The organism is Ekhidna lutea (genome assembly GCF_900188325.1).
GTDB classification, from domain to species: Bacteria; Bacteroidota; Bacteroidia; order Cytophagales; family Cyclobacteriaceae; genus Ekhidna; species Ekhidna lutea.
Map to the genome: position 1 here is coordinate 556137 of NZ_FZPD01000003.1, position 26801 is coordinate 582937.

At 40.8% G+C, this 26801-nt stretch carries 27 protein-coding genes; 15 read left to right on the plus strand and 12 right to left on the minus strand.

All coding sequences use genetic code 11. The annotated features are described in order from the left end of the window. Window positions 1-2 precede the first annotated feature (2 nt). The 7 genes from rpsM to eno all read left to right on the plus strand — a co-directional run bounded on the left by rpsM (window position 3) and on the right by eno (window position 5507). Window positions 3-380, plus strand: coding sequence for a 30S ribosomal protein S13 (rpsM, locus tag CHB71_RS10280; protein ID WP_089356820.1), 378 nt, complete (start codon window positions 3-5; stop codon window positions 378-380). A gap of 7 nt (window positions 381-387) precedes the next feature. Continuing rightward, on the plus strand, window positions 388-780 hold the full coding sequence (gene rpsK / locus CHB71_RS10285; protein WP_089356821.1) for a 30S ribosomal protein S11: 393 nt from the start codon (window positions 388-390) through the stop codon (window positions 778-780). A 22-nt stretch (window positions 781-802) separates the two neighbouring features. Continuing rightward, window positions 803-1405: a 30S ribosomal protein S4 gene (gene rpsD / locus CHB71_RS10290; protein WP_089356822.1), complete on the plus strand. Its 603-nt coding sequence runs from the start codon at window positions 803-805 to the stop codon at window positions 1403-1405. 21 nt (window positions 1406-1426) lie between these two features. Continuing rightward, complete coding sequence (locus CHB71_RS10295) at window positions 1427-2416, plus strand: DNA-directed RNA polymerase subunit alpha (protein ID WP_089356823.1); 990 nt, start codon at window positions 1427-1429, stop codon at window positions 2414-2416. Then, the gene (rplQ, locus tag CHB71_RS10300; RefSeq protein WP_089356824.1) at window positions 2416-3033 is read left to right on the plus strand and encodes a 50S ribosomal protein L17; all 618 of its coding nucleotides are present in this window, start codon (window positions 2416-2418) and stop codon (window positions 3031-3033) included. Before CHB71_RS10295 ends, rplQ begins: the two co-directional genes overlap by 1 nt. 90 nt (window positions 3034-3123) lie before the next feature. Further along, window positions 3124-4227: a glutamine-hydrolyzing carbamoyl-phosphate synthase small subunit gene (carA, locus tag CHB71_RS10305; RefSeq protein ID WP_089356825.1), complete on the plus strand. Its 1104-nt coding sequence runs from the start codon at window positions 3124-3126 to the stop codon at window positions 4225-4227. Beyond that, entirely contained in the window at window positions 4227-5507 is a 1281-nt protein-coding gene (eno, locus tag CHB71_RS10310; RefSeq protein ID WP_089356826.1) for a phosphopyruvate hydratase, read from the plus strand. Before carA ends, eno begins: the two co-directional genes overlap by 1 nt. A gap of 98 nt (window positions 5508-5605) precedes the next feature. Here the strand turns inward: eno and CHB71_RS10315 are convergent, their stop codons facing one another. From CHB71_RS10315 to CHB71_RS10330, 4 genes are all read right to left on the minus strand, one after another. Beyond that, window positions 5606-5971 carry a VOC family protein gene (locus CHB71_RS10315; protein WP_089356827.1) on the minus strand — a complete coding sequence of 122 codons (366 nt, stop codon included), beginning with the start codon at window positions 5969-5971 and terminating at the stop codon, window positions 5606-5608. Between the two features lie 6 nt (window positions 5972-5977). After that, entirely contained in the window at window positions 5978-6937 is a 960-nt protein-coding gene (locus CHB71_RS10320) for a tetratricopeptide repeat protein (RefSeq protein WP_221406701.1), read from the minus strand. Window positions 6938-7019: 82 nt separating this feature from the next. Next, window positions 7020-8339: an NAD(P)/FAD-dependent oxidoreductase gene (locus CHB71_RS10325; RefSeq protein WP_089356829.1), complete on the minus strand. Its 1320-nt coding sequence runs from the start codon at window positions 8337-8339 to the stop codon at window positions 7020-7022. Window positions 8340-8565: 226 nt separating this feature from the next. Continuing rightward, window positions 8566-10506, minus strand: coding sequence for a DUF2075 domain-containing protein (locus tag CHB71_RS10330; protein WP_089356830.1), 1941 nt, complete (start codon window positions 10504-10506; stop codon window positions 8566-8568). Between the two features lie 153 nt (window positions 10507-10659). Between CHB71_RS10330 and CHB71_RS10335 the strand changes: the two genes are divergently transcribed. Together CHB71_RS10335 and CHB71_RS10340 are read left to right on the plus strand one after the other, a co-directional pair. Continuing rightward, complete coding sequence (locus tag CHB71_RS10335; RefSeq protein WP_089356831.1) at window positions 10660-11034, plus strand: BlaI/MecI/CopY family transcriptional regulator; 375 nt, start codon at window positions 10660-10662, stop codon at window positions 11032-11034. Further along, on the plus strand, window positions 11031-13292 hold the full coding sequence (locus tag CHB71_RS10340; RefSeq protein ID WP_089356832.1) for an N-acetylmuramoyl-L-alanine amidase: 2262 nt from the start codon (window positions 11031-11033) through the stop codon (window positions 13290-13292). Before CHB71_RS10335 ends, CHB71_RS10340 begins: the two co-directional genes overlap by 4 nt. Window positions 13293-13353: 61 nt before the next feature. Here the strand turns inward: CHB71_RS10340 and CHB71_RS10345 are convergent, their stop codons facing one another. From CHB71_RS10345 to CHB71_RS10355, 3 genes are all read right to left on the minus strand, one after another. Then, window positions 13354-14454, minus strand: a complete 1101-nt coding sequence (locus CHB71_RS10345; protein WP_089356833.1) for an MFS transporter — start codon at window positions 14452-14454, stop codon at window positions 13354-13356. Between the two features lie 80 nt (window positions 14455-14534). After that, window positions 14535-14933, minus strand: a complete 399-nt coding sequence (locus tag CHB71_RS10350; protein WP_221406702.1) for a DUF3995 domain-containing protein — start codon at window positions 14931-14933, stop codon at window positions 14535-14537. Window positions 14934-14953: 20 nt separating this feature from the next. Continuing rightward, entirely contained in the window at window positions 14954-16603 is a 1650-nt protein-coding gene (locus CHB71_RS10355) for an ATP-binding protein (RefSeq protein WP_179213373.1), read from the minus strand. A 267-nt stretch (window positions 16604-16870) separates the two neighbouring features. On the opposite strand from CHB71_RS10355, the gene CHB71_RS10360 reads away from it, so the two are divergent. Beyond that, on the plus strand, window positions 16871-17455 hold the full coding sequence (locus tag CHB71_RS10360; protein WP_089356836.1) for a hypothetical protein: 585 nt from the start codon (window positions 16871-16873) through the stop codon (window positions 17453-17455). Here CHB71_RS10360 and CHB71_RS10365 read toward each other — a convergent pair. Further along, entirely contained in the window at window positions 17452-18759 is a 1308-nt protein-coding gene (locus CHB71_RS10365) for an amino acid permease (protein WP_179213374.1), read from the minus strand. The two genes, CHB71_RS10360 and CHB71_RS10365, sit on opposite strands and share 4 nt — an antisense overlap. Before the next feature lie 45 nt (window positions 18760-18804). Here CHB71_RS10365 and CHB71_RS10370 point away from each other — a divergent pair, with 45 nt between their 5' ends. Beyond that, window positions 18805-19899, plus strand: a complete 1095-nt coding sequence (locus CHB71_RS10370; RefSeq protein ID WP_089356838.1) for an aromatic ring-hydroxylating oxygenase subunit alpha — start codon at window positions 18805-18807, stop codon at window positions 19897-19899. Window positions 19900-19961: 62 nt separating this feature from the next. Then, a complete protein-coding gene (locus CHB71_RS10375) occupies window positions 19962-20723 on the plus strand; it encodes a TerC family protein (protein ID WP_089356839.1) in 762 nt (253 codons plus the stop codon). 4 nt (window positions 20724-20727) lie between these two features. On the opposite strand, the gene CHB71_RS10380 is transcribed toward CHB71_RS10375, so the two are convergent. Then, entirely contained in the window at window positions 20728-21198 is a 471-nt protein-coding gene (locus CHB71_RS10380; protein WP_089356840.1) for a YHS domain-containing (seleno)protein, read from the minus strand. A 134-nt stretch (window positions 21199-21332) separates the two neighbouring features. Between CHB71_RS10380 and CHB71_RS10385 the strand changes: the two genes are divergently transcribed. After that, window positions 21333-21740: a hypothetical protein gene (locus tag CHB71_RS10385; RefSeq protein ID WP_221406703.1), complete on the plus strand. Its 408-nt coding sequence runs from the start codon at window positions 21333-21335 to the stop codon at window positions 21738-21740. A gap of 22 nt (window positions 21741-21762) precedes the next feature. Here the strand turns inward: CHB71_RS10385 and CHB71_RS10390 are convergent, their stop codons facing one another. From CHB71_RS10390 to CHB71_RS10400, 3 genes are all read right to left on the minus strand, one after another. Further along, window positions 21763-22740, minus strand: coding sequence for an acyl-ACP desaturase (locus tag CHB71_RS10390; RefSeq protein WP_089356842.1), 978 nt, complete (start codon window positions 22738-22740; stop codon window positions 21763-21765). A gap of 88 nt (window positions 22741-22828) precedes the next feature. After that, window positions 22829-23848: a nucleoid-associated protein gene (locus tag CHB71_RS10395; RefSeq protein WP_089356843.1), complete on the minus strand. Its 1020-nt coding sequence runs from the start codon at window positions 23846-23848 to the stop codon at window positions 22829-22831. A 30-nt stretch (window positions 23849-23878) separates the two neighbouring features. Beyond that, complete coding sequence (locus CHB71_RS10400) at window positions 23879-24268, minus strand: VOC family protein (RefSeq protein ID WP_089356844.1); 390 nt, start codon at window positions 24266-24268, stop codon at window positions 23879-23881. A 126-nt stretch (window positions 24269-24394) separates the two neighbouring features. Between CHB71_RS10400 and CHB71_RS10405 the strand changes: the two genes are divergently transcribed. Continuing rightward, on the plus strand, window positions 24395-25495 hold the full coding sequence (locus CHB71_RS10405) for a cadherin repeat domain-containing protein (protein ID WP_179213375.1): 1101 nt from the start codon (window positions 24395-24397) through the stop codon (window positions 25493-25495). A 202-nt stretch (window positions 25496-25697) separates the two neighbouring features. Then, entirely contained in the window at window positions 25698-26768 is a 1071-nt protein-coding gene (locus CHB71_RS10410; RefSeq protein ID WP_089356846.1) for a hypothetical protein, read from the plus strand. Window positions 26769-26801 lie beyond the last annotated feature (33 nt).

A 26801-nucleotide genomic window follows, 5' to 3' on the forward strand; every position in this document is an offset into this window, starting at 1 on the left:
TTATGGCAAGAGTTGCAGGAGTAGATATTCCCGATAACAAACGAGGCGAGATTGCCTTGACGTACATTTTTGGTATCGGTAAAGCATCAGCACAAAAGATTTTGTCTGAAGCCGGAGTAGACCCAAACAAGAAGGTACAAGACTGGACTGACGATGAGGGTGGTAGTGTAAGAACTATTATTCGTGAGAATCACAAAGTAGAAGGTGTTCTCAAAGGAGAGGTTCAGATGAGTATTAAGCGACTTTTGGATATTGGTTGTTACAGAGGCCTCCGTCATAGAAAAGGACTTCCTGTTAGAGGACAGCATACTAAAAACAATGCTCGAACTCGAAAAGGTAGAAGAAAGACGGTTGCGAATAAGAAGAAAGCTGTTAAGTAATAGATAGATGGCACAAAAGAGAAAAGATAAAGCTAAAAAGAGAGTTGTTGCTGTTAGTGCTGTGGGTCAGGCTCACATCAAAGCATCATTCAACAACATCATTATTTCCATGACCAATGAAACCGGTCAGGTTATCAGCTGGGCTTCAGCAGGTAAAATGGGTTTTCGTGGATCTAAAAAGAACACTCCATATGCTGCTCAAGTAGCCGCTCAGGAATGTGCTCAAAAAGCTCATGACCTAGGCCTTCGTAAAGTAGAAGTATTTGTAAAGGGTCCTGGATCAGGAAGAGAGTCTGCCATCAGAACCATCCAAAATACAGGTATAGAAGTTACGATGATTAAAGACGTGACCCCACTGCCTCACAATGGATGCAGACCACCGAAAAGAAGAAGAGTTTAAGATATTAAAATTGTTATAGATAATGGCAAGATATACTGGGCCTAAGACTAAAATTTCCAGAAGATTTGGAGAGCCAATCTTCGGAGCGAGCAAAGCGCTTCAGAAGAAAGCATACCCTCCTGGTCAGCATGGAAGAGGAAGAAGAAAGAAGCAGTCTGAATACGCGATCCAGCTAGCTGAGAAGCAGAAAGCAAAGTACACGTATGGAGTACTGGAGCGTCAATTCGCGAACGCTTTTGATAAAGCTTCCAGAAAAAGCGGAATTACCGGTGAAGTCCTTCTTCAATTGTTGGAGGCAAGATTAGATAATACCGTGTTCCGACTGGGTATTGCGCCAACGAGAAGGGCTGCAAGACAATTGGTATCTCACAAACACATAACTGTGAATGGAGAGCTGGTAAATGTGCCTTCTTATACATTAAAAAATAACGACATCATTGGTGTGAGAGAGAAGTCAAAATCTCTGGAAGCTATTACCGATAGCCTTGCATCCAATGCTCGTAGCTACTCTTGGTTGGAGTGGGATTCTGCCAGCATGACTGGTAAGTTTCTAAACTCTCCTAGCAGGGAAGAAATTCCTGAAAATATCAAGGAGCAGCTAATCGTCGAATTGTACTCTAAGTAAACACTCAAAAGAATAAGATATATGTCTATCCTAGCATTTCAAATGCCAGAAAAAGTGGTAATGGAAAAAGCAGATGATTTCCATGGCCTCTTTACATTCAAACCTCTGGAAAAGGGATACGGTGTTACAATAGGTAATGCGTTAAGAAGAATTCTTCTTTCTTCACTGGAAGGGTATGCAATCACAGGAGTGAAAATTCCGGGTGTTTTGCATGAATTCTCTACCATCGAAGGAGTAGTGGAAGATGTGAGTGAAATGATCCTGAACCTGAAAATGGTTCGATTCAAGAAGATTGAGGATGTAGCAGATAACTCTATCACTGTGAGTGTTTCTAACATGAAGAAACTTACTGCTGGTGATTTAGCAAAAGCAACTACTTCATTCGAAATCCTTAATCCTGATCATGTGATTTGTCATCTTGACGAATCAGCGAAGTTCGAAATCGAACTTACTGTTGAAAAAGGAAGAGGATATGTTGGTGCGGACGAAAATAAGCCTGCAGAACAAAATTTCGGATTCATCGCTATTGATTCGGTTTACACGCCAATCAAAAACGTAAAATACAGCGTTGAAAACACAAGGGTAGAGCAGAAAACTGACTATGAGCAGTTAACGCTTGATATCGAAACGGATGGTTCGATTCACCCTGAAAATGCACTAAAAGGTGCAGCTAACATTTTGATTCAGCACTTCATGTTGTTCTCAGATCAGAATATGATCCTTGAGACTCAGGAAGCTGGTGAGCCAGAGCAGGTAGATGAAGAGTTGCTTCACATGAGAAAGCTACTTAAGACTAATCTGAATGATCTTGATCTTTCAGTTAGAGCTTACAACTGCCTGAAAGCAGCTGATGTTAGAACCCTTGGTGATTTAGTTTCACTAGAGATTTCTGACATGATGAAATTTAGAAACTTCGGTAAGAAGTCACTTGCTGAGTTAGAGCAATTGGTTTCTGACAAAGGCCTTACCTTCGGTATGGACCTTGGCAAATACAAATTGGAGGAAGAATAATGAGACACGGAAAGAAATTTAATCACCTTGGTAGAAAGACCGCTCACAGAAGTGCGATGCTTTCTAATATGGCTTCTTCTCTTATCATGCATAAGAGAATCAATACGACTGTAGCGAAAGCGAAAGCGTTGAGAAAGTATATTGAGCCAATTCTTACCAAGTCTAAGACAGATGATACGCACTCAAGAAGAGTGGCATTCTCTTACCTTCAGGACAAAGAATCTGTAACTGAGCTTTTCTCTACTGTAGCTGAGAAGATAGCTAGCCGACCAGGCGGGTATACCAGAATCATCAAAACAGGTGCAAGACTGGGTGATAATGCAGAGATGTGCATGATGGAGTTAGTAGACTTTAATGAGTTGATGCTAAGCGAAAGCGGTGAAGCGAAAGCGAAGACAAGAAGATCCAGAAGAGGTGGAAAAAGCAAAGCAAAGACTGAAGCTCCTAAAGCTGATGTAGCTGAAGTTAAAGAAGAAGCAACCGCGGAGGTAGTAGAAGAAGTGAAGGAAGAAAAGAAAGCTGAGGAAGTAGAAGTAAAGGCAGAGGAGACTGAAGCAAAAGCGGAAGAAACAGAAAAGAAAGAGGAGTCTAAAGAGGAAAAGAAGAAAGAGGATTAAGATTGAAGACTCTCAAAAAATATAAAGCCATCGGTCGATTTGACTGATGGCTTTTTTATTGTCTAATCCATATTATTTTTGCATCCCAGTATGAAATACCCCACACGTAAGAAAGCAACCCTATTATTACAGGACGGCACCATTTTCGAAGGATTTTCCATAGGTAAAGAAGGAACCTCTGGAGGAGAGATTTGCTTCAATACCGGGATGACTGGTTATCAGGAAATCTACACGGATCCATCTTATTTTGGTCAGATCATTGTAAACACCACTTCTCACATTGGAAATTACGGCGCGTTAGATACGGAAGTAGAAAGTGATGCACCTACTATTAATGGTTTGGTCGTAAACGAATTTTCCGGAATTTATAGCCGTACAAGTGCCACTGAAGGACTTCAGGAATTCCTGGAAAAGCATAATACGGTAGGTATCGCAGGTGTAGATACACGAAAAATCGTACGCCACATACGTACCAAGGGTGCCATGAATGCGATCATATCTTCTGAATTGGAGGATAAAGAGCTTCAGGCGGAACTCGATAAGATTCCGAGTATGGAGTCGCTGGAACTCTCAACTAAGGTCACAACGAAAGAAATTTATGACCTTGGTGAAGATAATGATGGCTACAAAGTGGCGGTATTGGATCTGGGAATTAAAAAATCGATTCTAAAAAACCTGATTGAAAGAAATTGTCAATGCAGAGTGTTTCCTGCTAAAACATCATTCGCAGAAATGGAAAAATGGAACCCGGATGGGTATTTCATTTCCAATGGCCCAGGCGACCCGGCTGTGATGGATTATGCAGCCAACACAGTTAAAGAAATTTTGGATAAGGATAAGCCACTTTTTGGAATCTGTATGGGTAGCCAAATACTCGCACTTGCAGTTGGTATCCCAACATACAAGATGCACCATGGACATAGAGGCCTTAACCATCCGGTTAAGAATTTAAATTCTGGTTTTAGTGAAGTTACATCGCAAAATCATGGATTTGCAGTGGAGATGGAAGCCTTGAAAAATTCGGAAGTTGCTGAGTTGACGCATATTGACTTGAATCACAATACGGTAGAAGGTCTGCGGTTGAAGAACAAGCCCGCATTTGCTGTACAATACCATCCGGAATCATCTCCTGGCCCCAACGATTCAAAATATTTGTTTGACGATTTTATACAACTAATAAAAGACAATAAGTAATGAGTGTTATCGAAAGCGTTTTTGCCCGCCAAATCATGGATTCCAGAGGTAACCCTACCGTTGAGGTAGAGGTAATCACTGAGGATGGCTACATAGGAAGAGCTGCCGTCCCTTCAGGAGCGTCAACAGGCGAGCATGAGGCTGTGGAGCTACGAGATGGTGATAAGTCTCGCTACATGGGCAAAGGGGTGCAAAAAGCTGTAGATAATGTGAACGAGATTATCGCACCTGAGATTGAGGGATTGTTAGTTGTAGAGCAAGCTTATATTGATCAGTTGATGATTGAGCTTGATGGAACTCCAAACAAATCTAAGCTGGGGGCAAATGCAATTCTAGGTGTTTCCCTTGCTGTTGCTCATGCAGGAGCTGATGCTTGCCAGCTTCCGCTGTACCGATATATTGGTGGGGCTAACGCGAAGACACTTCCTGTACCAATGATGAATATCATAAATGGTGGATCTCACTCTGATGCTCCAATTGCCTTTCAGGAATTTATGATTCGTCCAGTTGGAGCACCTACATTCACAGAAGCACTGAGAATGGGCGGGGAAATTTTTCATAACCTGAAAGCAATCATTCATGATAAAGGGCTCAGCACTGCAGTAGGAGATGAAGGTGGGTTTGCACCAAACTTTGAAGGAGGTACCGAAGAAGCTTTGGAGAGTGTTTTGGCTGCTATTAAAAAAGCAGGTTATAAGCCAGGTTCTGACGTTACTATCGCACTGGATTGTGCATCTTCTGAGTTCTTTGAAAATGGCGTTTACGATTACAGCAAATTTGAAGGACCAAATGGAGCTAAGCGATCGAGTGCAGAGCAAGCAGAATACCTGGCGGAATTAGTAAGTAAATACCCAATTGATAGCATAGAGGATGGCTGTGATGAAAATGACTGGGAAGGATGGAAAATGGTGACCGCTAAGATCGGAGACAAATGTCAGCTGGTAGGTGACGACCTATTGGTGACCAACGTGAAGTTTTTGGAGAAAGCAATCAAAGAAAATGCAGCTAACTCAATCCTCATTAAAGTAAATCAGATCGGTACGCTTTCCGAGACTTTAGACGCCATTGAAATGGCACACAAGGCTGGCTGGACAGCCGTAGTATCTCATAGGTCTGGTGAGACGGAGGATGCTACTATCGCTGATATAGCTGTAGCTACAAACGCCGGACAGATCAAGACGGGCTCAATGTCCCGTTCCGATCGAATGGCCAAGTACAATCAACTACTCCGTATTGAGGAAGAGCTGGGTGATGTGGCTATCTATCCAAGCAATAAATAGACTCAAGAATCTAGCATAAAATATTTAAGGCTTCCGAAAGGAGGCCTTTTTTTGTTTTTATACATGAGTTGTTCCACCACTCAAAGTGGTTGGACGACCTACACATCCTGAACAATAAAAATAGCGTTGCGGTTAAGGTCGTAAAACCCAAACTCATGTGTGCCCCAGGGAGTGTTCATTCTTAGCTTTTCTTTTTGGATGGTGCCACGTTTCACGAACTCATCCACATACGTGTGAATGTCCGAAACAAAGATTTTCATCACTGAAGGGAAGACCGGATCATCTTCGTTTGCATGATGAAACTGCAAATGAAATTCCAGGTTATCCCGTTGTAGTCCTACGTACCCATCATCGCCAAACGCATACTTAAAACCGGTGTATTTTTCATACCATTCCAGGTCACGTTTGATATTATCAGTAGAAAGAACAGGAATGATCTGTAAAGGGGAGAGTGATTGAGTCATTTTGATTTAATTATTACTACTAAAAGAAGCGAAAGCATTTTCGTAGTTTTTGTATCCTTTCTTCTTGGCTATCTCGAGTCCTTTAGTAAGGAATTTTTCGGATAGCTCATCTTCATTTAAAGCTGTGTACAACCTCGCCAGGTAGTAATAGCTTCTGCAAAGGATTATGCCATGATTAAGCTCTTCAGAGATGTATTGTGCTCGCTTGAAGAATTCTTCTGCTGTTTCAAAATCATTGCGATCGAAATAAAAAAGGCCAAGATTACATAAAGCATGAGCTTCCGTGTAATTCTTATTTAACTTTTTAGCTAGTTCGTAGGCACGCTTATAATGGAACAATGCAGAATCTAGCTGTCCGAGTTCTTCAAGGTCTGAAGCTGTGTGAATATCATTTCTGATAATTCCGGCCGTGTCAGCTGCATTGATTGATATTTCAAGGCCTCTATTAAAATTAGCCAGACTCTTTTCTACTTCTCCCTGAATTTGTAAGATTGATCCTGATCGGTAAAGTACCTGTGAAATTAGCGACTGATCTTTGCTTTTTTCTGCATAAAACATTGCCGAGTCAAGTAAAGGGATAGCTTGATCCAATGCTTCTTCCACTTTAAAGTAGCTCCAGCTTAAATATTTCAGATCACCAATCCCATATAGCGCCCAACCTTTGAAATTTGGATATTTATGTATCTCAGGGTGGGATAAGATACGATTGAAGTAGACATCCGCTGAATCATACTTTTCGCTAAAGCGAAAATTTTCTCCCTTCTTTAAAAGGTAAAAGAGCTGATCATGAGCGGAAATATTCGGATTTCGAAGCTCGATGCTTGCTATCCTGATAGACTCATTCCAATTTCCCTGGATAAAAAGATCGGTTACAATTTCTTTGTAATCACTAGCATATTCGGTGGGATTTTGGTTGGAAGAGCAGGATATAAGTGTCAACAATAATGTTGCGAAAGGTAAGGTCATGATTCTCATAATACCATTTTTCTACGGATTAGAGATCATGAATGTTTGCTGGCCGAAACATTCATGAGATGATCAAGAAATTCTATTTTGAGTTTAGTTCATCCAGATCAGCCTGAAGCCGTTCATTCCCCAGTGCCCTACTAGTCAGTTGATACATTCGGTCATTTGGGCCATCTTCCCCTAATAGAAGATTAGCTGCCAGGAGTCCATAAGTCATGGTTCCTTTCGCTCCAACCCCTGACATTCCACCTACGAGCACGGCATTCTGGTCAAATGAGCCATCAGGGAAAGGTAAATTCACCGCATAAGGAACTTCGGTTTTTGTAAGGGAATACACACACGAATAGCCGCTGTGAAATTCAATATCCTCTTTCTGAAGATTGAAATCGTTCATTTGAAGGTACTCAATTGTTTCATGGATGCTCCATTCCATTTCCTCATTTGACAATGACAGTTTCCACACATTGTCCAGATCGGAGATCGGCGCTCTTTTAAAATGTCCACCAACTTTAAGGATCGGCACCTCATCTGTATCGAATTGCTCAATCATTGAATAGAATAATTCATCGTGAAGCTTGATGATCGGGTAGCCAGCGAGGAGCTTGCTCTTTTGTTCATCACTCCATCTATTATAAACAGTCGGTTTGATCTTGAGGAAAGCCAGAAACAATCGCTTGGGTGTGATTAACTGATCAATGACTGGAGCGATATCATTTAACAATCTTCCATTGTATGGTCCTGCCGCTGCAACAATCCTTGAAGCTTCTATGACCACTTCAGTTTGGTTCTTAGCATCAAAGATTGCGAGCTGGTATCCCTGATCTGTTCGTTTAAGCTGCTTTACTTTTCGATTATATCGTACTTCATTTCCGGTAAGGGAAATGGCTCTATGCAGCTTTTCAATCAAAGCACGTGGATTTATCGTTCCCGAGTATTTTCGATACTCGCGGATTGTTTGCAATGAATCAGACAGGTTTAAGCCGAATTTTCTTTTGGCAGTCTTGGAATCCGGTGCGAATGCAATACTATCGCCTGATGGCTGAGCCAGGGTGTCCGCTTTATCAAGGTTGAATACCGCGATACCCTCAGATGTCTTAGGGTAAAAAAGATAAGTAACCGGACTTGTTCTGTAAATATCTTCCATGGAATGAGCGTTCGGCTCCTTCTCATTCAGGAAGTCAATAAGCTGTTGGGTTTCGCTTATCCCCTGGATTTGCAGGTATGCAAAGATGTCATCTTGAGGTCCCAGGCTTCTGGAAATACGAGACTCACCAAAGCTGGATCCTGAGGTATAAATGGAGTCTTGCTGCTCAAGCAAAATCACCGATTCCCCTTGCAGAGCGAGCTGCCATGCTGTGGCACTGCCCATCAGTCCGCCTCCGATGACAATGGTCGGTTTCATTTCTTGTTTAGCCTGGCAGGAAGATAATAAGTGAAATAACAATACGCTTATAATCCAACGAGTCATATGGAAAGATAAAGCATTTGTAGAAGGGATAATGTATTGTATTGGGCCCTACTCACTATTTCGGTTCGTGGGGACATGAACCGTGGCATGGAGCTATTGTTTGTGTCTTCATAAACCACTATTTCGTTCGTGCGGTATAGAATTGAGGCAATGGTGTTAGTTAAATTTCTTTAATTCCAATCTTCTTTAAGAAGTTAAATGTTCCGTCATAGAAGTTGGCTGGTCGTGTTGGGTCGGTTGAAGAGCCTTCTGGTATATAAATCACCATTCCTTGCCTTGCCCTTGTAAGTAGTACTCTATAAGCGTTCAGTTTATAGGCTCGATCAATTTCTTTGTTTATGTTCATCCATTTTGTTCCCTTGAAATTCTGGAAATTCCATTCGGAGTTATGATAGAGATCTCCATCCCAAGCGACAATTGCCCAGTCTATTTCTAACCCTTGGATATCGAATTCAGTGGCCACTTCTTCAAGGAAGTTAGAAGATCTGACATCTTCCTTTGGATTTAAGAACCAGTTTGGTGGTTCAATTTCGTTTTTAGCATGAATGCCAAGCGGTATTAACCGCTTGGCTCCTGACGAGCATATCAATCCAATACGTTCATTTCCACGAGCAATCCTTCTTATCCATGCTTTGGCTTTGTCAAGGTCACGTGTCAATTTGATTGGGTAGTCCTGAATTAGCTGATTATGAAGAATTTGAGCAATTTTTAGATTACCATCTAAAACTGAGTGAACAAGATCTGATACTTTTTCTGATCGGAATGATCTTACAGAAACTGCTAGATGCAAATCTGTCATTGAGTTGGAATTTCGATGCATCCATTCTTTTAGCTCATCAGACTTCAGGTAGTCATTATTGTTTGCTATTAGTTCTGAATGATATATGTTCCACTCTGAATAGTGTGCTTTCAGTGCTGAAATCCATTCTTCCAGACCAGCTTCACCGGTGTTAATTTCTTGTCCACCTCCAATTAAGCAAACGATAGTGCACCAGTCATCATGTCTGTCTAAAATACTTATTAGAAAATCTGGCTCAGACATTTCAAAATCAGTATTACCTCTACGTCGCATAAATGAAGACGATTTCTCTTTAGTCCAGGCTCTTTGCGCTTCATCAAATACAACTACTTTCTCAACTGGAGCACGATCCGACAGAAGAGCTTCATCTCTAAAATGATGAATATTTTGAATGAAAGCATTGGCCTTTTGGCATGCTTCTCTTTTTGTAATGTCAGAATTGCTTGATTCATCTCTAGCCAATGCTTCCCTAAGAACTTGTACAAGAGGCCCATTCCCTGAAAGAAAGACAGCATTTTCATTTTCGTCTGCTTTCATTCTTTCATTAGCAATATTCAAACCTGCGAGCGTTTTACCAGCGCCGGGAACGCCAGTTATGAAGCATATGGATTTCTTATTATTGGCTTTAGAATCCTCAATTATTTGAGAAATACTGTCGCTTGTTCTGGAAAGGTTGATTGCGCCAGAGTCAGAGCGAGAAATTTCTTGAACATTATGTCCTTTGTATAAAGCCTGAGCTGCTTCTACAATTGTAGGTGTTGGCTGGTATCTTGAGTTAGACCAAATATTAGGATCAATTACGGTAGAGTTCTCTCGAATTTGTTCAATAGCTGCTCTTATATTAGTTGAGTTACAGAGAATCGGTTGAAAAAGTGAGTCTTCAAATTTTTGAATTTCAATGTCAACTGAATTGGCTTTAGAAGAAATTAATATTGGAATCAAATCCTTGTCGTGACTGCCCTCATGAAAGTTTTTCAGATCGAGAGCATAATCCAAAACTTGATCAATGGCATGGTTAGGATAGGACTTCTCACCAATTTTAAATTCAAGGATTAAAATTGAATTCCCTGCGATCACAACATTATCAACTCTTTTCCCCATTCTAGGGATTGCAAACTCGAAGAAAATATGCCCATTAATTGAGTTCAGTTGATCTTTCAGAATTTCAATTTGTTGCCTCCAAGCATTCTTTTGAAGTTCGCCTAGGTCGAAACCATGATTAATTGCTAGTTCGCCAATTATCCGGGAGTTGTTGTCCGAAAGAAAGTCTGAAATTGAATTGGAGTAATATGATCTGTTCATAGAGTTTTAACGAGCAGCAAAAATTACCGCCGACATTAATGTAAACGCCATACGGCGTTTATCTACCTTTCAAATATAGCGGCTTTAAGTACTTAAAATAACATAACTATAAAAATAGTTGTATAATTATAATTATAGTTATAGTATTGCTATATGAAGGAATTGACCAAAGCAGAAGAACAACTCATGCAGATCCTATGGGGGCTGGAAAAAGCCTACCTCAAGGATATTGTAGAGCAGTATCCGGACCCGGCACCTGCGTACACCACCATTTCTACAGTAGTGAACGTATTGGTGAAAAAGGGATTCATCGGATTTGAAACGCATGGGAAGTCAAGGGAATATTCCCCGCTGATCTCAAAGGAGAAGTACACCCGCCAGTCCATGAATGGGCTGATGAGCAGCTTTTTCGATAATTCTGCTAAGCAATTCGCTTCATTTTTTGCCAGTCAGAAGGACTTGTCCATGGAGGAGCTACAGGAAATCAGAAAACTGATAGATGAACAAATAAAGCAGCGAGAGGCATGAACGAGGTATTGATATATGTGGCGAAGGTGATTGTCATTCAGGCCATCTTCTTTGCTTTCTATCGTCTGGTGCTTAGAAAAACGGCCAGACACATGTATAATCGTGTCTTTTTGCTGGTTTCATTGCTTTCCAGCTTCCTAATCCCCTTCATGAAAGCTCCGGTAAATGTGCCTGTCGAGGACTGGCACAGCGATGAGGTGTTTTTGTGGGTGCAGGAGTCTGTAAACACGTTTGAATTGATACCGGCAGCTACTGTTACGGAGGAAGTAAATGTTTCTTTTTGGGATATTTCTCCGTGGATTTATGGGGCTATTGCTTTGTTTTTGATTGGCCGTTCTTTCATGTATTTAATCCTACTTCAAAAACTCAAAAAACATTCTGAATATGTAAAAAAACAATGGTTTAAACTTTTTAAAACCACACAACCGCGTCCTTTTAGTTTCTTTTCAAATGTCTTCATCCCGGGAAAACTCTTCGGAGGTCGGGCGTTTGATCAGGTGCTGGCGCATGAGTGTGTGCACGTAAAGCAGCGTCATTCCATTGACCGGCTGCTGTTGGATTTTCTTGTTTCGCTGTTTTGGTTCAATCCCTTCATTTATTGGTATCGAAACGCACTCATTGAAATCCATGAATATCAGGCTGATGAAGCGGTCATTCAGAAGTTCAGAGATCCTATCGGGTATCAGGAAATTCTATTCGATCAGCTACAAAATGCCTCTTATTCAGGTTTGGTGAGTCATTTCAATTTTTCATTAATTAAAAAACGAATTGTAATGATGAACAAACAAAAAACAAAATATAGCTCGTGGAAGTATGCCCTTGGATTGCCATTGCTGGCCACCGTAATTTTTGCCTTTTCCACGAAGGAGGCCATCAAACCTATCGAAAAGGTAGGGAATGAATTGGGCCAGATGATGAAACCGGATGCTTTGTTAGATCTTCCTATTTTCAATGTGCCGGAAGTCGATCAGGACGCTTATACCCCTTCAATCCTGCCATTGAAGCAAACAGACAAGGTAAAGATGACTTCCGGATTTGGTAAACGCATGCATCCGATTCACAAAGTTGAAAAGATGCACAAGGGGATGGATTTTTCATGTCCAATGGGTACGGAAGTCATTGCTCCAGCAGATGGGGTGGTGAAGAAGCAAGAGGCTAAAACGGATGGGTATGGCAATCTGATGATTCTGGATCATGGTGGTGCTTATCAGACAAGGTATGGACAGCTCTCGGAATTCAAGCTGAAGGAAGGTGATCGTGTAAAGAAAGGAGATGTAATCGCGCTTTCAGGAAATAGTGGAACTTCTACTGCTCCGCATCTGCACTATGAGGTACTCAAGGACGGAGAGCATGTGAATCCAATGTTTTATATCAAGGACTTCAATTTCAAAGCTTCATCAACCGGTGCAAGCGTTTATGAAGCTTCAGAAAGTGAAGAGCTACTTGCGGAAAGGGAAATGATGCAGGCTGAACGCGAGCTTAGATTAGCTGAGATGGAAATGCAACGAGCTGAAAAAGAAGCTTACAAAACGGAAATGTTGCAGGAGAAAGCAGAGATGCTGAAAGAGAAGGAGCTGGCGGCAATGCACAAGGCCAATCTGTTGGCTGAAAAGGAGAAGTTGAAAAAGGAAAAGGAAAAATTTAAAGCAGAGAAAGAGAAAGCTGCGAAGGAAAAGAACAAGCAAGAAAAGAAGAGTAAAATTAAACGCAAGAATGGAAGTCAGGCTTTTAGGGTGATCATTGATCCGGGACATGGAGGCAAGGATGCTGGTGCTACCTCTCCATCGGGAGTAAGTGAGGCAGCTCTTTCATTAGCGATTGGTAAAAGGGTGAGAGATTTGCTTAACAATAACAGACAGGTTGAAGTTATTCTAACGCGAGAGAGCGACGAGTTTTTAAGCTTGGAGAGCAGAGTGGAAAGAACTGAAAATGCGGATTTATACATTTCCCTTCATACAGATAACTATGCTGGAGAAGGGAGTTTCATCATGTCCACATTTTTTGAGGGAAACGAATTCACAGAGCGATCCAATGAAATAGCAAACTTCTTAGCGAGTGAATTTGAAAGTTGTGGCAAAGAAGCCAAAGTCGCGTATTCATATGAGCATTATGTATTGAAAAATGCAAAATGTCCAGCAGTGCTTCTTCATTATGGCTTTTTCTCGGATCCTTCGGAGGATGAACATTTAAGCTCAGAGGATGGACAACTTGAAGTAGCACAGCAGGTGGTTGATGCAATTAAACTTGCGGCAATCTAATTGGATTGATATAAGTAATATTCATTGAAATCCCGATAGAATCTCTATCGGGATTTTCTTTTTATCTATACAAATACTCAAACAACCCGGTAATCACTTCAGATGCGCCAATATAAATACCCACACCATAGGTTACGTGTCTGACCGACAGATTTTGGATAGCATAAGGCAGCCCGCCAATATTCATTGTTGTGAATGCAGCTCCGATAATGAGCGCGGAAATGATGGTCACATAGACATTACCTGAAAAAATCAGAATTAGAACACCAAAAGCTAATACAACGAAGCTGGTAATTAGTACCCGCTGAAGGTTCATATCCGCTATTTTCTTACTAATCAAAAATCCTCCTACAGCACAGATTCCCAAAATGCTAAATGAAATTACGCTTCCACTTATCTCAAAACCGGCGAAGTTCTGATCAAAGAACTCAGGTAAAAACTCTACAATGAATGCTTTCCCAACACCTAGTAGCAGTCCGACAACAAGAATTGCTAAATAGGAAGCTACTGATTGATTTTGAACCCGATCATTTTGCATAAGCTCAGATTTGCGCTGCAGCACCTCATCTCTGGATACCCGATGAAAGATGAATCCGGTCCCCCCAATTAGAATTCCGCCGACAACAAACGTTAGTGTGTCCCCAAAGAAGGTGACTAGCCCTACGACTACAGGTTCCAGGGCATATAAAAGCTCGGTAACAAGGAATAAAACTCCAACGACTATTGGAAGTTGTTTTGCCGGAGCGAATGCTTCGATCATAGAGTTAGCAGGGCTAATAAATAAATTCATGCTAATGAGCCAGATCACGATCATGAACGGAATGATTCCGCTTACATCCATGATATTTGAAGTGCCGATTAGTGTAGCCACCACCATGAAAACCATGGCCGTAGCTCCAATTCCAACAGTAAAAATGACCATGTATTTGCCATTCTTTTTCATGATCCTGTCAGCTAGCCAGCCAGCAAGTGGAGGAATAGTTATAAGTATAATAGCTTTTGCGATGATCAGGAAATCAACCAGATGGGTGATCCCCAGATTTTGCATTAATATTGGTTGGTATTCATGATAGGCAATCCAGCTAATGACTACTGCTGCGTTTAGTGCAGCAAGACTATAGACCTCTTTCCATTTAAGAGATCGGGTATTTTCAGTTGACATAAAATTTGCTCTTTGGTTAATAGATGTAGGTACATACGGAGATTTGTGAGTAGTCAGATTTCCTGCGGGTGTTTGAAAAATTACGTTAATTCAATGATGAAACCAATAATGGCTAAACCGAGACAGAGTGGTGAGTACACTAAAGCGTCCTTTTTAGCAAATGGTGTTTTGGTTATTTTTTTAAAAAATCCCACATATCTGAAATCTCCAATTGCGCGAAATAGGAAAATCGATGGGATCATCCAGGAAGCGATATTTATAGCCCAGCTTGGGATTTCAAGGATCAAAAGATCAATTTTGATAAGGTAGAAAACAGCAAAAAACAATAGTCCTATTCCTACTAATGCACTGTCTTTTCTGGTGGGGTTTAGTACAGGTTCATCATTTTCATTGGTTGGAATGACAGAGCGGAAGCTCCATTCACTACCGAGAGCCCAGCTTATGTGGATTCCTGAAAGAATTAGAAGAATTAAAAACATTATTATACCTGGGATCATCGCTAGTAATTCATGTACTTCATCAACACTTGCTTGAGTGTTTCTGATTTTATGGGCTTCAAAATGTAATCGCTCATTCCTGCTTCACTACATTCCTCCATGCTATTCTTCATAGCATTTGCCGTAAGTGCAATTATGATAGGTTTTTGATTTTCAGTTTCATATACACTTGATATCTGTCTTGATGCTTCAAACCCACTAATGTCAGGCATTTGTAAGTCCATTAGTATAATGTCATAAAATTGCTTGCTTGCTTTTTGAACTCCTTCGGTACCATTTATTGCCATTTCAATATGAGTTATACCAAGTGTTTTTAGCATTTTCTGAGCGACAAGTCGGTTGATTTCTACATCTTCTACAATCAGAATTTTGAGATCGCTCAAACCTGGCACTACAATCTTTTCAAAACCTTCCAGGTCTTCCTTTTTAGCTACTCCTAAAGGAAGAATGAATGAAAATTCAGAACCTTTTTGCGGTTCTGATTTAAAATCTATAGTACCCCCCATCAATCGAACGAGCTTATCTACAATAGGCAGTCCTAGCCCCGTACCTTCATAGTCAGCCTCTTCAGATGACTTGTAGAAAGTTTCAAACAAGTGAGCCTGTTTGTCTAAGGAGATACCGGTTCCAGTGTCTTTAATGGAAAATTTCACTGAAACAACGTCTCCGGCCTGACCAACCACCGAAATAGAAATAGTGATACTACCCTTTATGGTAAACTTGATTGCATTGTTAAGCAGGTTAACGAGCACCTGTCTGATTCTCGGCAGATCTCCGCTCAGATATTCAGGCAGTAGGTCATCAACTTCCAGATGCAGTTTAACATCAGGATTGACATTAATTTTTTTCTCAAAAACCCTCCAAAGCGCATTGAATTCCTTTTGAGATGAAAAGGAGCTCATGTGTAATTCCAATTTACCAGCTTCAATAATGGTAATATCTAAAACGTTGCTGATTAGTCCATGTAGAATATTACTACTGTATCCCAGGCTCTCCACCAGCTCTTGCTGCTCTTTGTTGAGATCAGTTTTGGTGAGCAATTCCGTCATACCCACAATCCCGTTTAGCGGGGTGCGCATTTCGTGTGAGATGGTTGCTAAAAAAGTTGTTTTAGCCTGATCAGCAGATTCTGCCTTAAGTTTTTCCTTTTCGAGCTCTTTGTTATTTTTTCTTAAAAGCCTTCGGTCATCAATGTAGGTTCGTTTGAAAATAAACAAGCAAATCCCCATAATCACCAATGATGTTAAAGTAGAAATTGCTATATCCTGAATAAGCAGCTCTTCGCTTAAATAGGGTGCCGGTGCGTCCGGGTACTTAATTTCATACAAAATCAACCCCAGGACCATCCCAAAGGTGACAATAATGAAAACGAGGTAATCCTTTAGTGGTAAAACCAAAAGACCGGATAGATAGACCAATCCTAGAAAAGTAGGGATTGCTGCTTTAAGACCACCGGAAGGGAACCAGGATATGCCAATCAGTAGAAGCGCCAAATAGTAATAGGTAAGGGAAAGTTTTCTAAATCCGATTCCTTTTTTCTGAAGTATGTACAGTACCAGATAAATGAAAATACCCGTGGTATATACTGTTTGTACAAAATACTCATAGCCAATAATGAAGCCGTAGACACTCCAAAACAAGAATACTGACACTGTCAGTATAAGAATAATTTCGAATAACCGAAGCTCAATCTTAAGAGAACGGTCGGTAGTAGGTAAAATATGTTTGATATGAAAACTCAATAGCTGGCACTCACTGTATAGTGAATTTAAGCTAATAAGAGGAGAAATCAGCAGCATCATCATTCCGAATAAATACTGAAAGCCGTCTGGGTAGTATTGTGGAAGATTTTTTACCCAAATATTGCGATAGCGCTCAGGAGGGCGGCTCGGTAGCTTTGAAGTATAAAATTCACTTCTATGAGCTATTTGAAATATACACTGCTCGCTTTTGGCATTTTCACCTTACTAGAGGCCAGGACTCAGTCATATGTGACTGTAAATCTTGAGGAGGAATACCTCTTTCTTGTGGAGGAGTGGGATGAAATTTCAGAAGGACTTTCCACTTATTATGGGTTGTCTGCATTTTGTACAAATGAGGAATACAGAACTCAAGTTCTAGATATTTTAGACATGGTTCACTACTACGATTCAATCGTTCTGGATGTTTTAAAAGATCCTACTACTGAGATTCAAATCAGCTCCCGAAAGTATGGGAAAATGATGGATGAACTTTTTGCCTTTAGCGATGAGCACTCGAAAGCAGAGTTTATCTCTTTTATGCGAAAATTTTGTGTTGAGCGAAATAACCTTGAAAAAGACAAGGATGCATTAAAACATGAAGTTGGCATGTATTCATATGATGGCCAAATTTTGTTGATTGAAACCGATCTGAATAAATACATGAAAAGAATGGCCAAAGGTGTTGAGTCAATTAATGAGTATGTGCAGGAGTTAGCACCTAGCACTCTTGAGCCTGTTGATGTGGTAGTCAACTATGATTAATCCTCGACCCTGTTTTTAGATGTTTTTATGAAGGCATAAACCGGCAGGCCAAGTAGGATGAGGATGAATCCCCAAAACACCACTTCTTGCCCGGACCCGATCACTGCTCCAACTGCAAATACAAAGGCAATCCCTGAAAGAATGGTCTGCCGGAGAAGTGGCTTCCCCCTCACACCATCACGATGAAGCTTAACGATCAAGGCTACAGAGGTATACAGATAAGCCAATAAAGCTGTGATACTAGCCAGGAGTAAAGCAAATTTGAAAGCTTCTACCAGCCCCTTCGTATAGTTCATGATCATTAGCAGGGAGATCAACACGGTAGATAGCACCAGACTCCCTACCGGTGCATTGTTCTTGTTTGTTCGCTTAAAGGCAGCTGGAAATAGATGGTCTTTTGCAGCAACTGCAGGCACTTGTCCCTGGATGAGAATCCATCCATTTAGTGCACCCAGTGTTGAAAAAACTGCTCCGGCTGCCACCAGCCATTCTCCCGTTTGACCCCAAAGCATTTTAGCGGCATCTGCAAAAGGTGCAGTAGAGTTCGCTAGCGTTTCAACGCTTAAGAGCCCGATCAATACAGAGGTGCTTATGAGGTAGATAACGATCACTGTGATAAGCCCAATGATTGTCGCCTTTCTTACTGTTTTATCTGGCTCAATGATATCTTCGGCAGGTACCGCCGCACTCTCCAGGCCCATGTAGGAGAAAATGGTAAAAGCTGTACAGGCAGCTATAGCTTCAAAGTTGGTTGCTATGCCTGTGTTAAAGGGTTTGAAGTTGCTCCACTCGATAAAAAACAGCCCGATTAAACTGATGGCAATCAGCGGCAAAATCTTCAATACGGTCGTGATCAATTGAAAAATACCCGCCTCACGAATGCCTCGCGCATTCAACCATACTAAGCTCCATACAATAGCAAGTCCAAGTACCACAGATGCAATTGGGCTTTCTTTCAAAATGGGAAAGAATACACCCAGATAACCTACAAGTGCTATGGCTATTGTAGCATTTGTTGCCCAGATCGATATCCAATAGCCCCATGCTACCTGAAAACCGGCAAAATCACCTAGTCCGGCACGGGAATAGGTATATGGTCCGCCACTCTTACCGGGAACTACTTTCGAGAATTTGATAAAGACCTGCGCCAAGAAATAGGCCCCAAAACCAGATATTAGCCAACCAATCAAGCTGATGCTTCCATATGTTGCAAGAACAGCTGGAGCTAAAAAAATACCTGCACCGATGGAATTTCCTACAACAAGCGAGGTGCTGGTCCATAATCCAAGTTTTTGCTTACTCAATTGAGGTTGGTTTTGTACAATTGGAAATAGCGTAGATTTGAATGCATGAGTACTCCTTCACAATATAGGGTGAATTCCGCAATTGATAGCGCTGAGACACTGCCGGCATCTTTTTATAATGATCAGCAGACATTTGATTTATTAAAAGAAAAAGTGTTTTACGCCTCATGGCAATATGTGGGTGATAAGACGCTGGTTAAGCTGAATGAAGAAGTATACCCATTCATTTTAATGGATGGATATCTCACAGAACCTTTGTTGCTGACTCGAGATGAGCAAGGAGAGATTCATTGCCTGAGTAATGTATGCACTCACAGAGCCAATCTGGTAGCTGAAAACCCGGCCAAAACAAAGCGACTGCAATGTAGATATCACGGACGGAAGTTTGCTTTAAATGGTAAATTTCAATCCATGCCAGAGTTTAAGCAGGCCAAGGACTTCCCACGCCCATGTGACGATTTGCATAAATTTCTCACCGCTGAGTGGGGCCCGCTCTTGTTTGCTAAACTGGGCGGGGAGATTGATTTCTCCCGAATGCTTGATGAGATGAACCAAAAGGTTGGATTTATTCCATCAGATGAATTGGTTTATTCAGATGCCCTCTCAAAAGAATACCTGGTAAACGCGCATTGGGCGCTTTACTGCGATAATTACCTGGAAGGGTTTCACATCCCATTTGTTCATGAAGATCTCAATCAGGTTTTGGATTACTCCACCTATGAAGTGCAGGTAGAAGATCATTATGTATTGCAGGTTGGCTATGGCGATGAAGCCTCTGATTGCTTTGATTTACCTGAAGGTCACCCTGATGAAGGTAAAATGATCGCGGCGTACTATTACTGGATTTACCCCAACCTCATGTTGAATTTCTATCCCTGGGGACTTTCAGTCAATATTGTTCGACCGCTCTCGATGAATCAGACCAAAGTTTCATTTCGCACATACATTCTGGATGAATCGAAGCTGCATAGTGGGGCCGGTGCATTGCTGGATAAAGTGGAAAGAGAAGATGAGGCTGTAGTGGAATCCGTCCATAAAGGACTGAAATCAAAATATTATCCTGGGGGTCGATTTTCTCCTTCACGTGAACAGGGAGTTCATTATTTCCATCAGCTGCTAGCGGCTTCCTTGAACAAATGAGTCATCCATAATTTTTGACTCCATCCATACTTGCTTAGGTTTGCCTCGCTAAATTTTACGCTATGGCAGAGAATATATTCACCCTAATCATGCTCATCATATTGCAGGCTGTTCTTGGTTTTGATAACCTGCTTTACATTTCGTTGGAATCCAAGCGGGCGCCTGCTGAGAAACAAAAAATGGTTCGCTCGGTAGGAATTGGTATTGCGATCGCATTACGAATCATACTACTCTACGTTTTGGTCAATGTGATCCAATACTTTCAGGAACCATTCCTTGAACTTGATTCTGAGTTTCTTTCTGGTGCAATCAATGTGCATAGTCTGATTGTGCTGTTTGGTGGGGCATTTATTCTCTATACAGCAGTAAAAGAGATATTCCACCTGGTATATCTGGAAGAACATGAAGGGATGGAGCAAAGAAAGCAGAGTACCACAAAAACGATCATGATGATAGTTTTGATGAACCTGATATTTTCCTTCGATTCGATCTTGAGTGCTATGGCACTGAGTGATGTGTTTTGGGTGATGGCTGCAGCCATTGTTGTTAGTGGAGGATTGATGATCTGGCTATCAGATGGTGTCTCAACCTTTTTAGCGAAAAACAGACTTTACGAGGTGCTCGGATTGTTTATCCTCTTTTTGGTAGGAGTGATGTTGCTTTCTGAAGGAGGTCATCTGGCACATTTGAAGATTTACCGCAATCCCATCACACCGATGAGCAAGACTACTTTCTACTTCATTATTGCCATTTTAGTAGTGATAGATATCCTGCAAGGTCGCTACCAGAAAAAATTGCTTAGCAGGAAAAAGGGCGTGCAATAGGAAATTACTTTTCCCAATTAATGTCAGTGTCACGAATCACCTGATCGATGGTTGACATAGCGTCATCCATCACCTCTTGGTTTGAGAATAAGTAGACATTGCCATTTTCTGCTTTATACGCATACTGAGGATCACCTGGTGCTGCAAATCCTTTGCCTACGGCGAAGGCACAGTGACCTCCAGCAGCTGGAATATACTTTTCTCGATTTACTTGGAAAGCATTCAGATTTTCTTCGTTGGCGAATTGCCAGGTGGCATCCATCCATTCTGTTTGAAAGTTTTCGCTTCCTTCCACGGCTCCCTGATCATTGAATAGCGCAACCACATCATACCCTTTTAGCGCTAGTCCATCCTCCGTGTATATGCTGTCATGAGCATTGAGTGCCAGTAGAGAAATTCCTGCAGCCTTACCGGCTATAAAACCGATGATCAGGAGTGCTACGAGAATAATGGAAATGACTTTAATTACTTTCATGACTTACGATTTCAGTTTGCCTATCCTAAATTAAACTATTGCTTTATCATATGTTGCCTATTTAGCATTTACAGAATTGCATCTTTATGACAATAAGTCTCGTAAAGCTTAACTCATCTTAATTAAGTCAAATTATGAAATATGTATTTTCAATTACCGTATTACTGTTCTTGGTAATGACTTCCTTTGGACAATCAACCAGAGTTTCAACCATAGATTTTGTCCAGATTCTAAATGATAATCGTGATGAAGCCTTGTATTACTATCAAAATAACTGGTTGAAGTTACGCGAAGAGGCAACAGCAAGGGGCTACATCACTTCATATGAATTGGTAGAAGTAGAGTCTACTTCAGAAGCCCCGTTTGATTTAATGCTGATGACCACCTATCCAAATATGGATGCTTATGAAAAGGCGGAGGAGAATTTTGGAATCCTGATAAGCGAAAGAGGAGACCTGAGGCTTTTAAATGAGAAGAAGCCTGGAGAGTTTCGAAAAAGCATCTTTACTAAGTCAGTAGGAAAGCATCTTTCTGAAAATTGAAAATCTAGATGATCTTAATTTCTTAAGAAGCTATCCATTTAAACTGATATTGCTTTTCGGGTATTTGAACACGCTCTGATAGTCGTTGCAGTCTGTCAGGAAGAGCCATGAGGAAATCTCTTGCCTCTTCGGCTTTTGCATTCAAATCTTTGATACTGTCAATGTCCCATTCTTTTAAAAGCGAATTAAGAATGTCAATGTAATCCTGTGTGGTATAAACCATCGTTCGCTGAGCTGCATCCGAAAAGTGTTTGAACAACTCTCCGATCTTTCCTCCGGATTCTCTTAAAAAATGAGCTGGCATCACAATCTTTTTTCTCATCATATCCTCAAAAGCAATCATCGCTTCGCTCGGATCAATTTCAAAGATGCTTTTGACAAAATTCTTATATGCACTAGCATGACGAGACTCGTCTGAAGCAATCATACCACACATTTTTGCCAGCAGGGCATTACCTGCCTTTTTCGCCAGACTTGCCACTCTGCGATGGGAGATGTTTGTAGCCAGCTCCTGAAAGCTGGTATAAATAAAGCTTCGGTATGGGTCTTTAGCTGTTTGAATATCAAATCCGTCATTCAGCAAATGATGTGTAGAAAGCTCCATTTCCCGCATGTTTACCCTTCCGGATAGATAGAGGTATTTGCTTAGCAAGTCTCCATGGCGATTTTCTTCAGCAGTCCAGCCTCTGACCCACCGGGTCCATCCTTTTTGCTCATCTTGATTGACCCCTTCTACGTCCATCAACCAGGATTCATAGGTAGGTAAGGCTTCTTCAGTTATTGTATCTCCGATAAGTACAGCAAAAAGATCATAATCCATTTCGGCAGAATGTCCCTGGATATCGCGAATTTCTTCAATGAAATCAGGGCTGCTAGAGTCTGGAAGAATATCTGATGGTTGCCATATGGTTTCAATTGGCTTCAAATATTTTTCCATTAACTCATCCATCGATTTCTCGAGGGTTTTCATCACTTCCCTTCGTACATTATTCAAATTCATTTAGCTAAGTTATCTGAATAGTTTGGGGTCGTCAGCTTTATGGGAGTTTAATCCTCGAATCTCATGAAAATAATTTGATAGGGAAGCCCTAAGACTCGTTATCGTAGTAAATCTTATAGTATTTCCGACCGTCGGAATCTTCACCTCGCTCAATCAGCTTTCTGTTTCCATGTATGTAGATATGGAAATTCTTGTCAAGTTTCAGCACACTCTTAAAGATGCGTGCCTGCTTTTTCACTGAGTTTGCGGCGATTTTGAAGTTTTCAGAAAGTTCCAAATCCATGTCGTCCTGATACTGCTTGTCAAAAAACCGGAAGGAATTGATTGCTTGTTCCTCTTGTCCAAAAACCGAAAGCTCGAACTCACCTTTGTCAAAGTCTTCAGCCCCTTTAAAGTATTTAATGGATTTGTTGAGTAGGTCAATCTGATCGGTCTTCGATACCTCAAATTCTTCAGGCATCTGATCAGTGATATAGCTCTTAGTCATCTGCAGGAAATGATTGGTGTCATTCACATGATCTTTCTTAAAATCCAAACTGATAAAATCATTCTTCCAATAAACCGCCTCGCTGCTGTTGTTATCATATGCCAGAATCGTGAAAGGTTCAGGTGTAAACAGGATTAAGCAAGCCTTATCCAGTTTTTTCTCCCCAATCCCTTCCTTGAAAAGCAGCGTAGGTTCTTTGGTCCAGTCAGGTGTTTCTATGAAAGCATCTTTCTTTTCTACTTTGAAGATGCCTAAACCGTCTACGGGTTCACCTCCAAACATGATATCGCTAAATCGCACAATAAAAAGATCGCCTTCTTTGATGTTGGGGTGACGTGAACTGTTTCGTAAATGTGTGACAATTCCCTCTTGTGTATCACTTAATTGATTGCCCTCATGCACTTTGCGGGAAAGTTGAAAAAGTACATTAAGCTCCAGATCTACATCATGCTTAAACTGATACGTATTAATGGTTTCAGAAAATGGTTTGAGAAAGATGTTTTTTAGGATTTCTTCCTCAGAAGGAGAAAATTCGGTTTGATTCAAATGATGTTCATCTGTCTCTTCTTTGATTTTCTTGAAAAATAGTTCTTGAATGGACGCTCCTTTGTATTCAATCATTTGTGCTTCTGAATATGAAAAGTGATATCATTAGATTCTCGTGGGTTCTATCAAATCCCACAGGTTGCCGTAAAGATCGGCAAATACACAGACCTTTCCGTAAGGTTCTGTTGATGGTTCGCGTATTATTTTCACTCCTTTTTTCACCAGAAACTCATAATAGCCATCAAAATCATCCGTGTGCATGAAAAGAAATACTCTTCCTCCGGTTTGATTTCCAACGGATGCAAGTTGCTCTTCATTTTTAGCCTTGGCAAGTAGAAGAGCTACCTGAGAGTAGGGGGGAGCCACACGAACCCATCGCTTAGTTTCATCAAGTTTTGTGTCTTCCAGAAGCTGAAATCGCAGTTTTTCAGTGTAAAACTCAATGGCTGCATCATAGTCTTTTATGACCAGTGTTAGTTGTACAATTTGGTTCATGTATGCAAGATAGATTAGGATGTAATTTTTGTAGTAATATAATTTTTACCCCTGTGTAGGTATTGATTGCCAGTTAATATGTGTCGTCATTTGATGTTTCAACACCAACAAAAAAACACTACTGCCATGAAAAAGTACCTAGTAAAATTTATTGTTATTACACTGATATTGAGTTTAATATCCTGCGAAACCGGGGAGGAAGATCCCGGTCCTGATGAGAATCAAGCACCGTCTATTGCTGATCAATCCTTTTCCGTTGATGAGAACAGTCCAAATGGAACTGTCATAGGAACAGTAAGCGCCTCAGATCCTGATGGTGATGATGTGACATTTAGTATTATCGGAGATAATGACAACTTTAGTTTGTCAAGCTCAGGGGAACTTACTGTGCAAAACTCCAACGCACTTGACTTTGAAAGCACTTCGAGTTTTGAAATTTCTGTTGCCGTTACCGACGGTGAACTCACTGAACAAGCCATTGTTACCATAAGTCTTAATGATGTAGAAGAGGGCAATGGAACTACAGGAGCATGTGAGATCACAAGCCTGAATTATGGGGATGGAGCCTTAACCTTCACTACCAATGATGACGGTCATATCACCTCTATTTTAGATTCGTATACTGATGAAGAAACAGGAGCTACAGAAACGGAAGAGCTAAAATTGACCTATTCAGGTGGGAAGGCGGTATCTGGCGAGTGGCTTGATAATGGCTCAGCTGATTCGCAACTAATCTTCACCTATGATGGAGATCGTATCTCAAAAATTGTTGATTCAGGCACTGATTATGTAGATGAATATCGTTTTTTCTATGATCAGGACCGGTTGAGTAAAGTGGAGAATTGGACTTCTGAAGATGGTAGCGCGATGACTTTGGATAATTCTGAATTGGTCAGTTATTCCGGTGACAATGTGTCTTCCATTGAAGAACTAGATCAGGGGACTGCTAGCGGAACGGAAACATTCAGCTACGATACCAAGCAAAATCCATTTTACAATGATCTTGCAAGCCTGATATATTTTGAGAATCTGTTTTGGTATGTATCTGTTAATAATGTTACCAGTATCACTCAAACCTATGTTGCCGGGCATGGCTATTCTGAGACATTCACCTATTCATACAACGCTGATAATTACCCAACGAGTGTCAATATACTCTATGAAGATGCTGAGCCGCCTAATGAAACTTCTGAGGAAACTTTCAGCCTAGCCTACAATTGTCAATAAATCTTCTTCATGCTTACGAAAAGAGCGACTCTATTGGGTCGCTTTTTTTGTGATATAACAAATGATCACTTTTTAGACCAAGCGATCATTTGAGTAGATAATTGGAGCTAAGATGTATTTTAAAGGTTTTATCTTACGATAGTTAGATTTATTGGTAGGGTGATTTTCCACTTGCCTGTAGTACTACTAAAATTGAATCATTATGAAATCACTAAAATTAATTGCCTTATTTCTAAGCTTCACATTCTTGATAGCATGCTCGAATGATGATGAAATCCCAAGTAGTATCGACATTCCATCAGAATTTTCTGTGGATATACCTCAGTCAATTAGCGATAATGCGGGCGGGCTTAATGCCCGTACTGCCGGAGATGGAGATGGAGTTATTGAAGGAAACGAGATCTATGAAAGCCTCAGACATTTTATTAAGATCGGAGAGGGTTCTGCTGAAATTGTAAAGTTCACACTACAAGTAGCTGTTGCGCTGGAAACACAAAAAGTTCGGTCATACACATTTGAAAGTGACGATGATGGACGTGAAAAGCGCATAGATCTAACAGAAGCAGTAAATCGAGGTGGAACTGCCTATGATTATGAAATGACGATGGTTGATACCGAAAACAGTGAGATGGCACTGCAGATATTATGGAATTCGAATCCTGTGGTAGGTGTTGCGATTTTAAAGCCTTATAACATTGACCGTAGAGATAGCGACGCTGTAGATGCTTTTATCAGAATAGATTACAGCGAGGATGATGCAAATTATGATGCCACCATGACTGTGTCTATCTCTGGATTAGAAACAGTTGACAATGGAGACATTGATAATATGAAAATGTTTGTGGGTAAGAAAGGTGACATTGTAGATGTTATGGGTAACTCCAACCACCCAAATATTGAAATCATCGATCCGAATTTTTCAGGTGGAAGAAACTATGCGTTTGTTGCACGTGGGGATGAATCAACTGATTTAGGTGTAGCCAAGCTGGCACTTCCACCTTCTTCAACTACTACAAATGATGTGTTAGTGGATTACTCAGTTTTTGCTGTATTGGAAGCAGAAATAAATGCAGTTGCAGATTTAGATCAGAGTATCATAGATGCGATTCTTGCTGAGGCTCACTCGCCCGCTTATTTCAATAATAATGGCTTCATCACTTCTGGAGAAGACAACAAACCTGCAAGTTTTGATGCAGCTTTTGTTGATCTCTCAGGCATGAACCCATTCGTGCCAAATGATGTAAAGAACTTAACGTTAGACTTTATTCAGTAAATATTTTTGGTTTATAGGTTATTGTAAATTGAA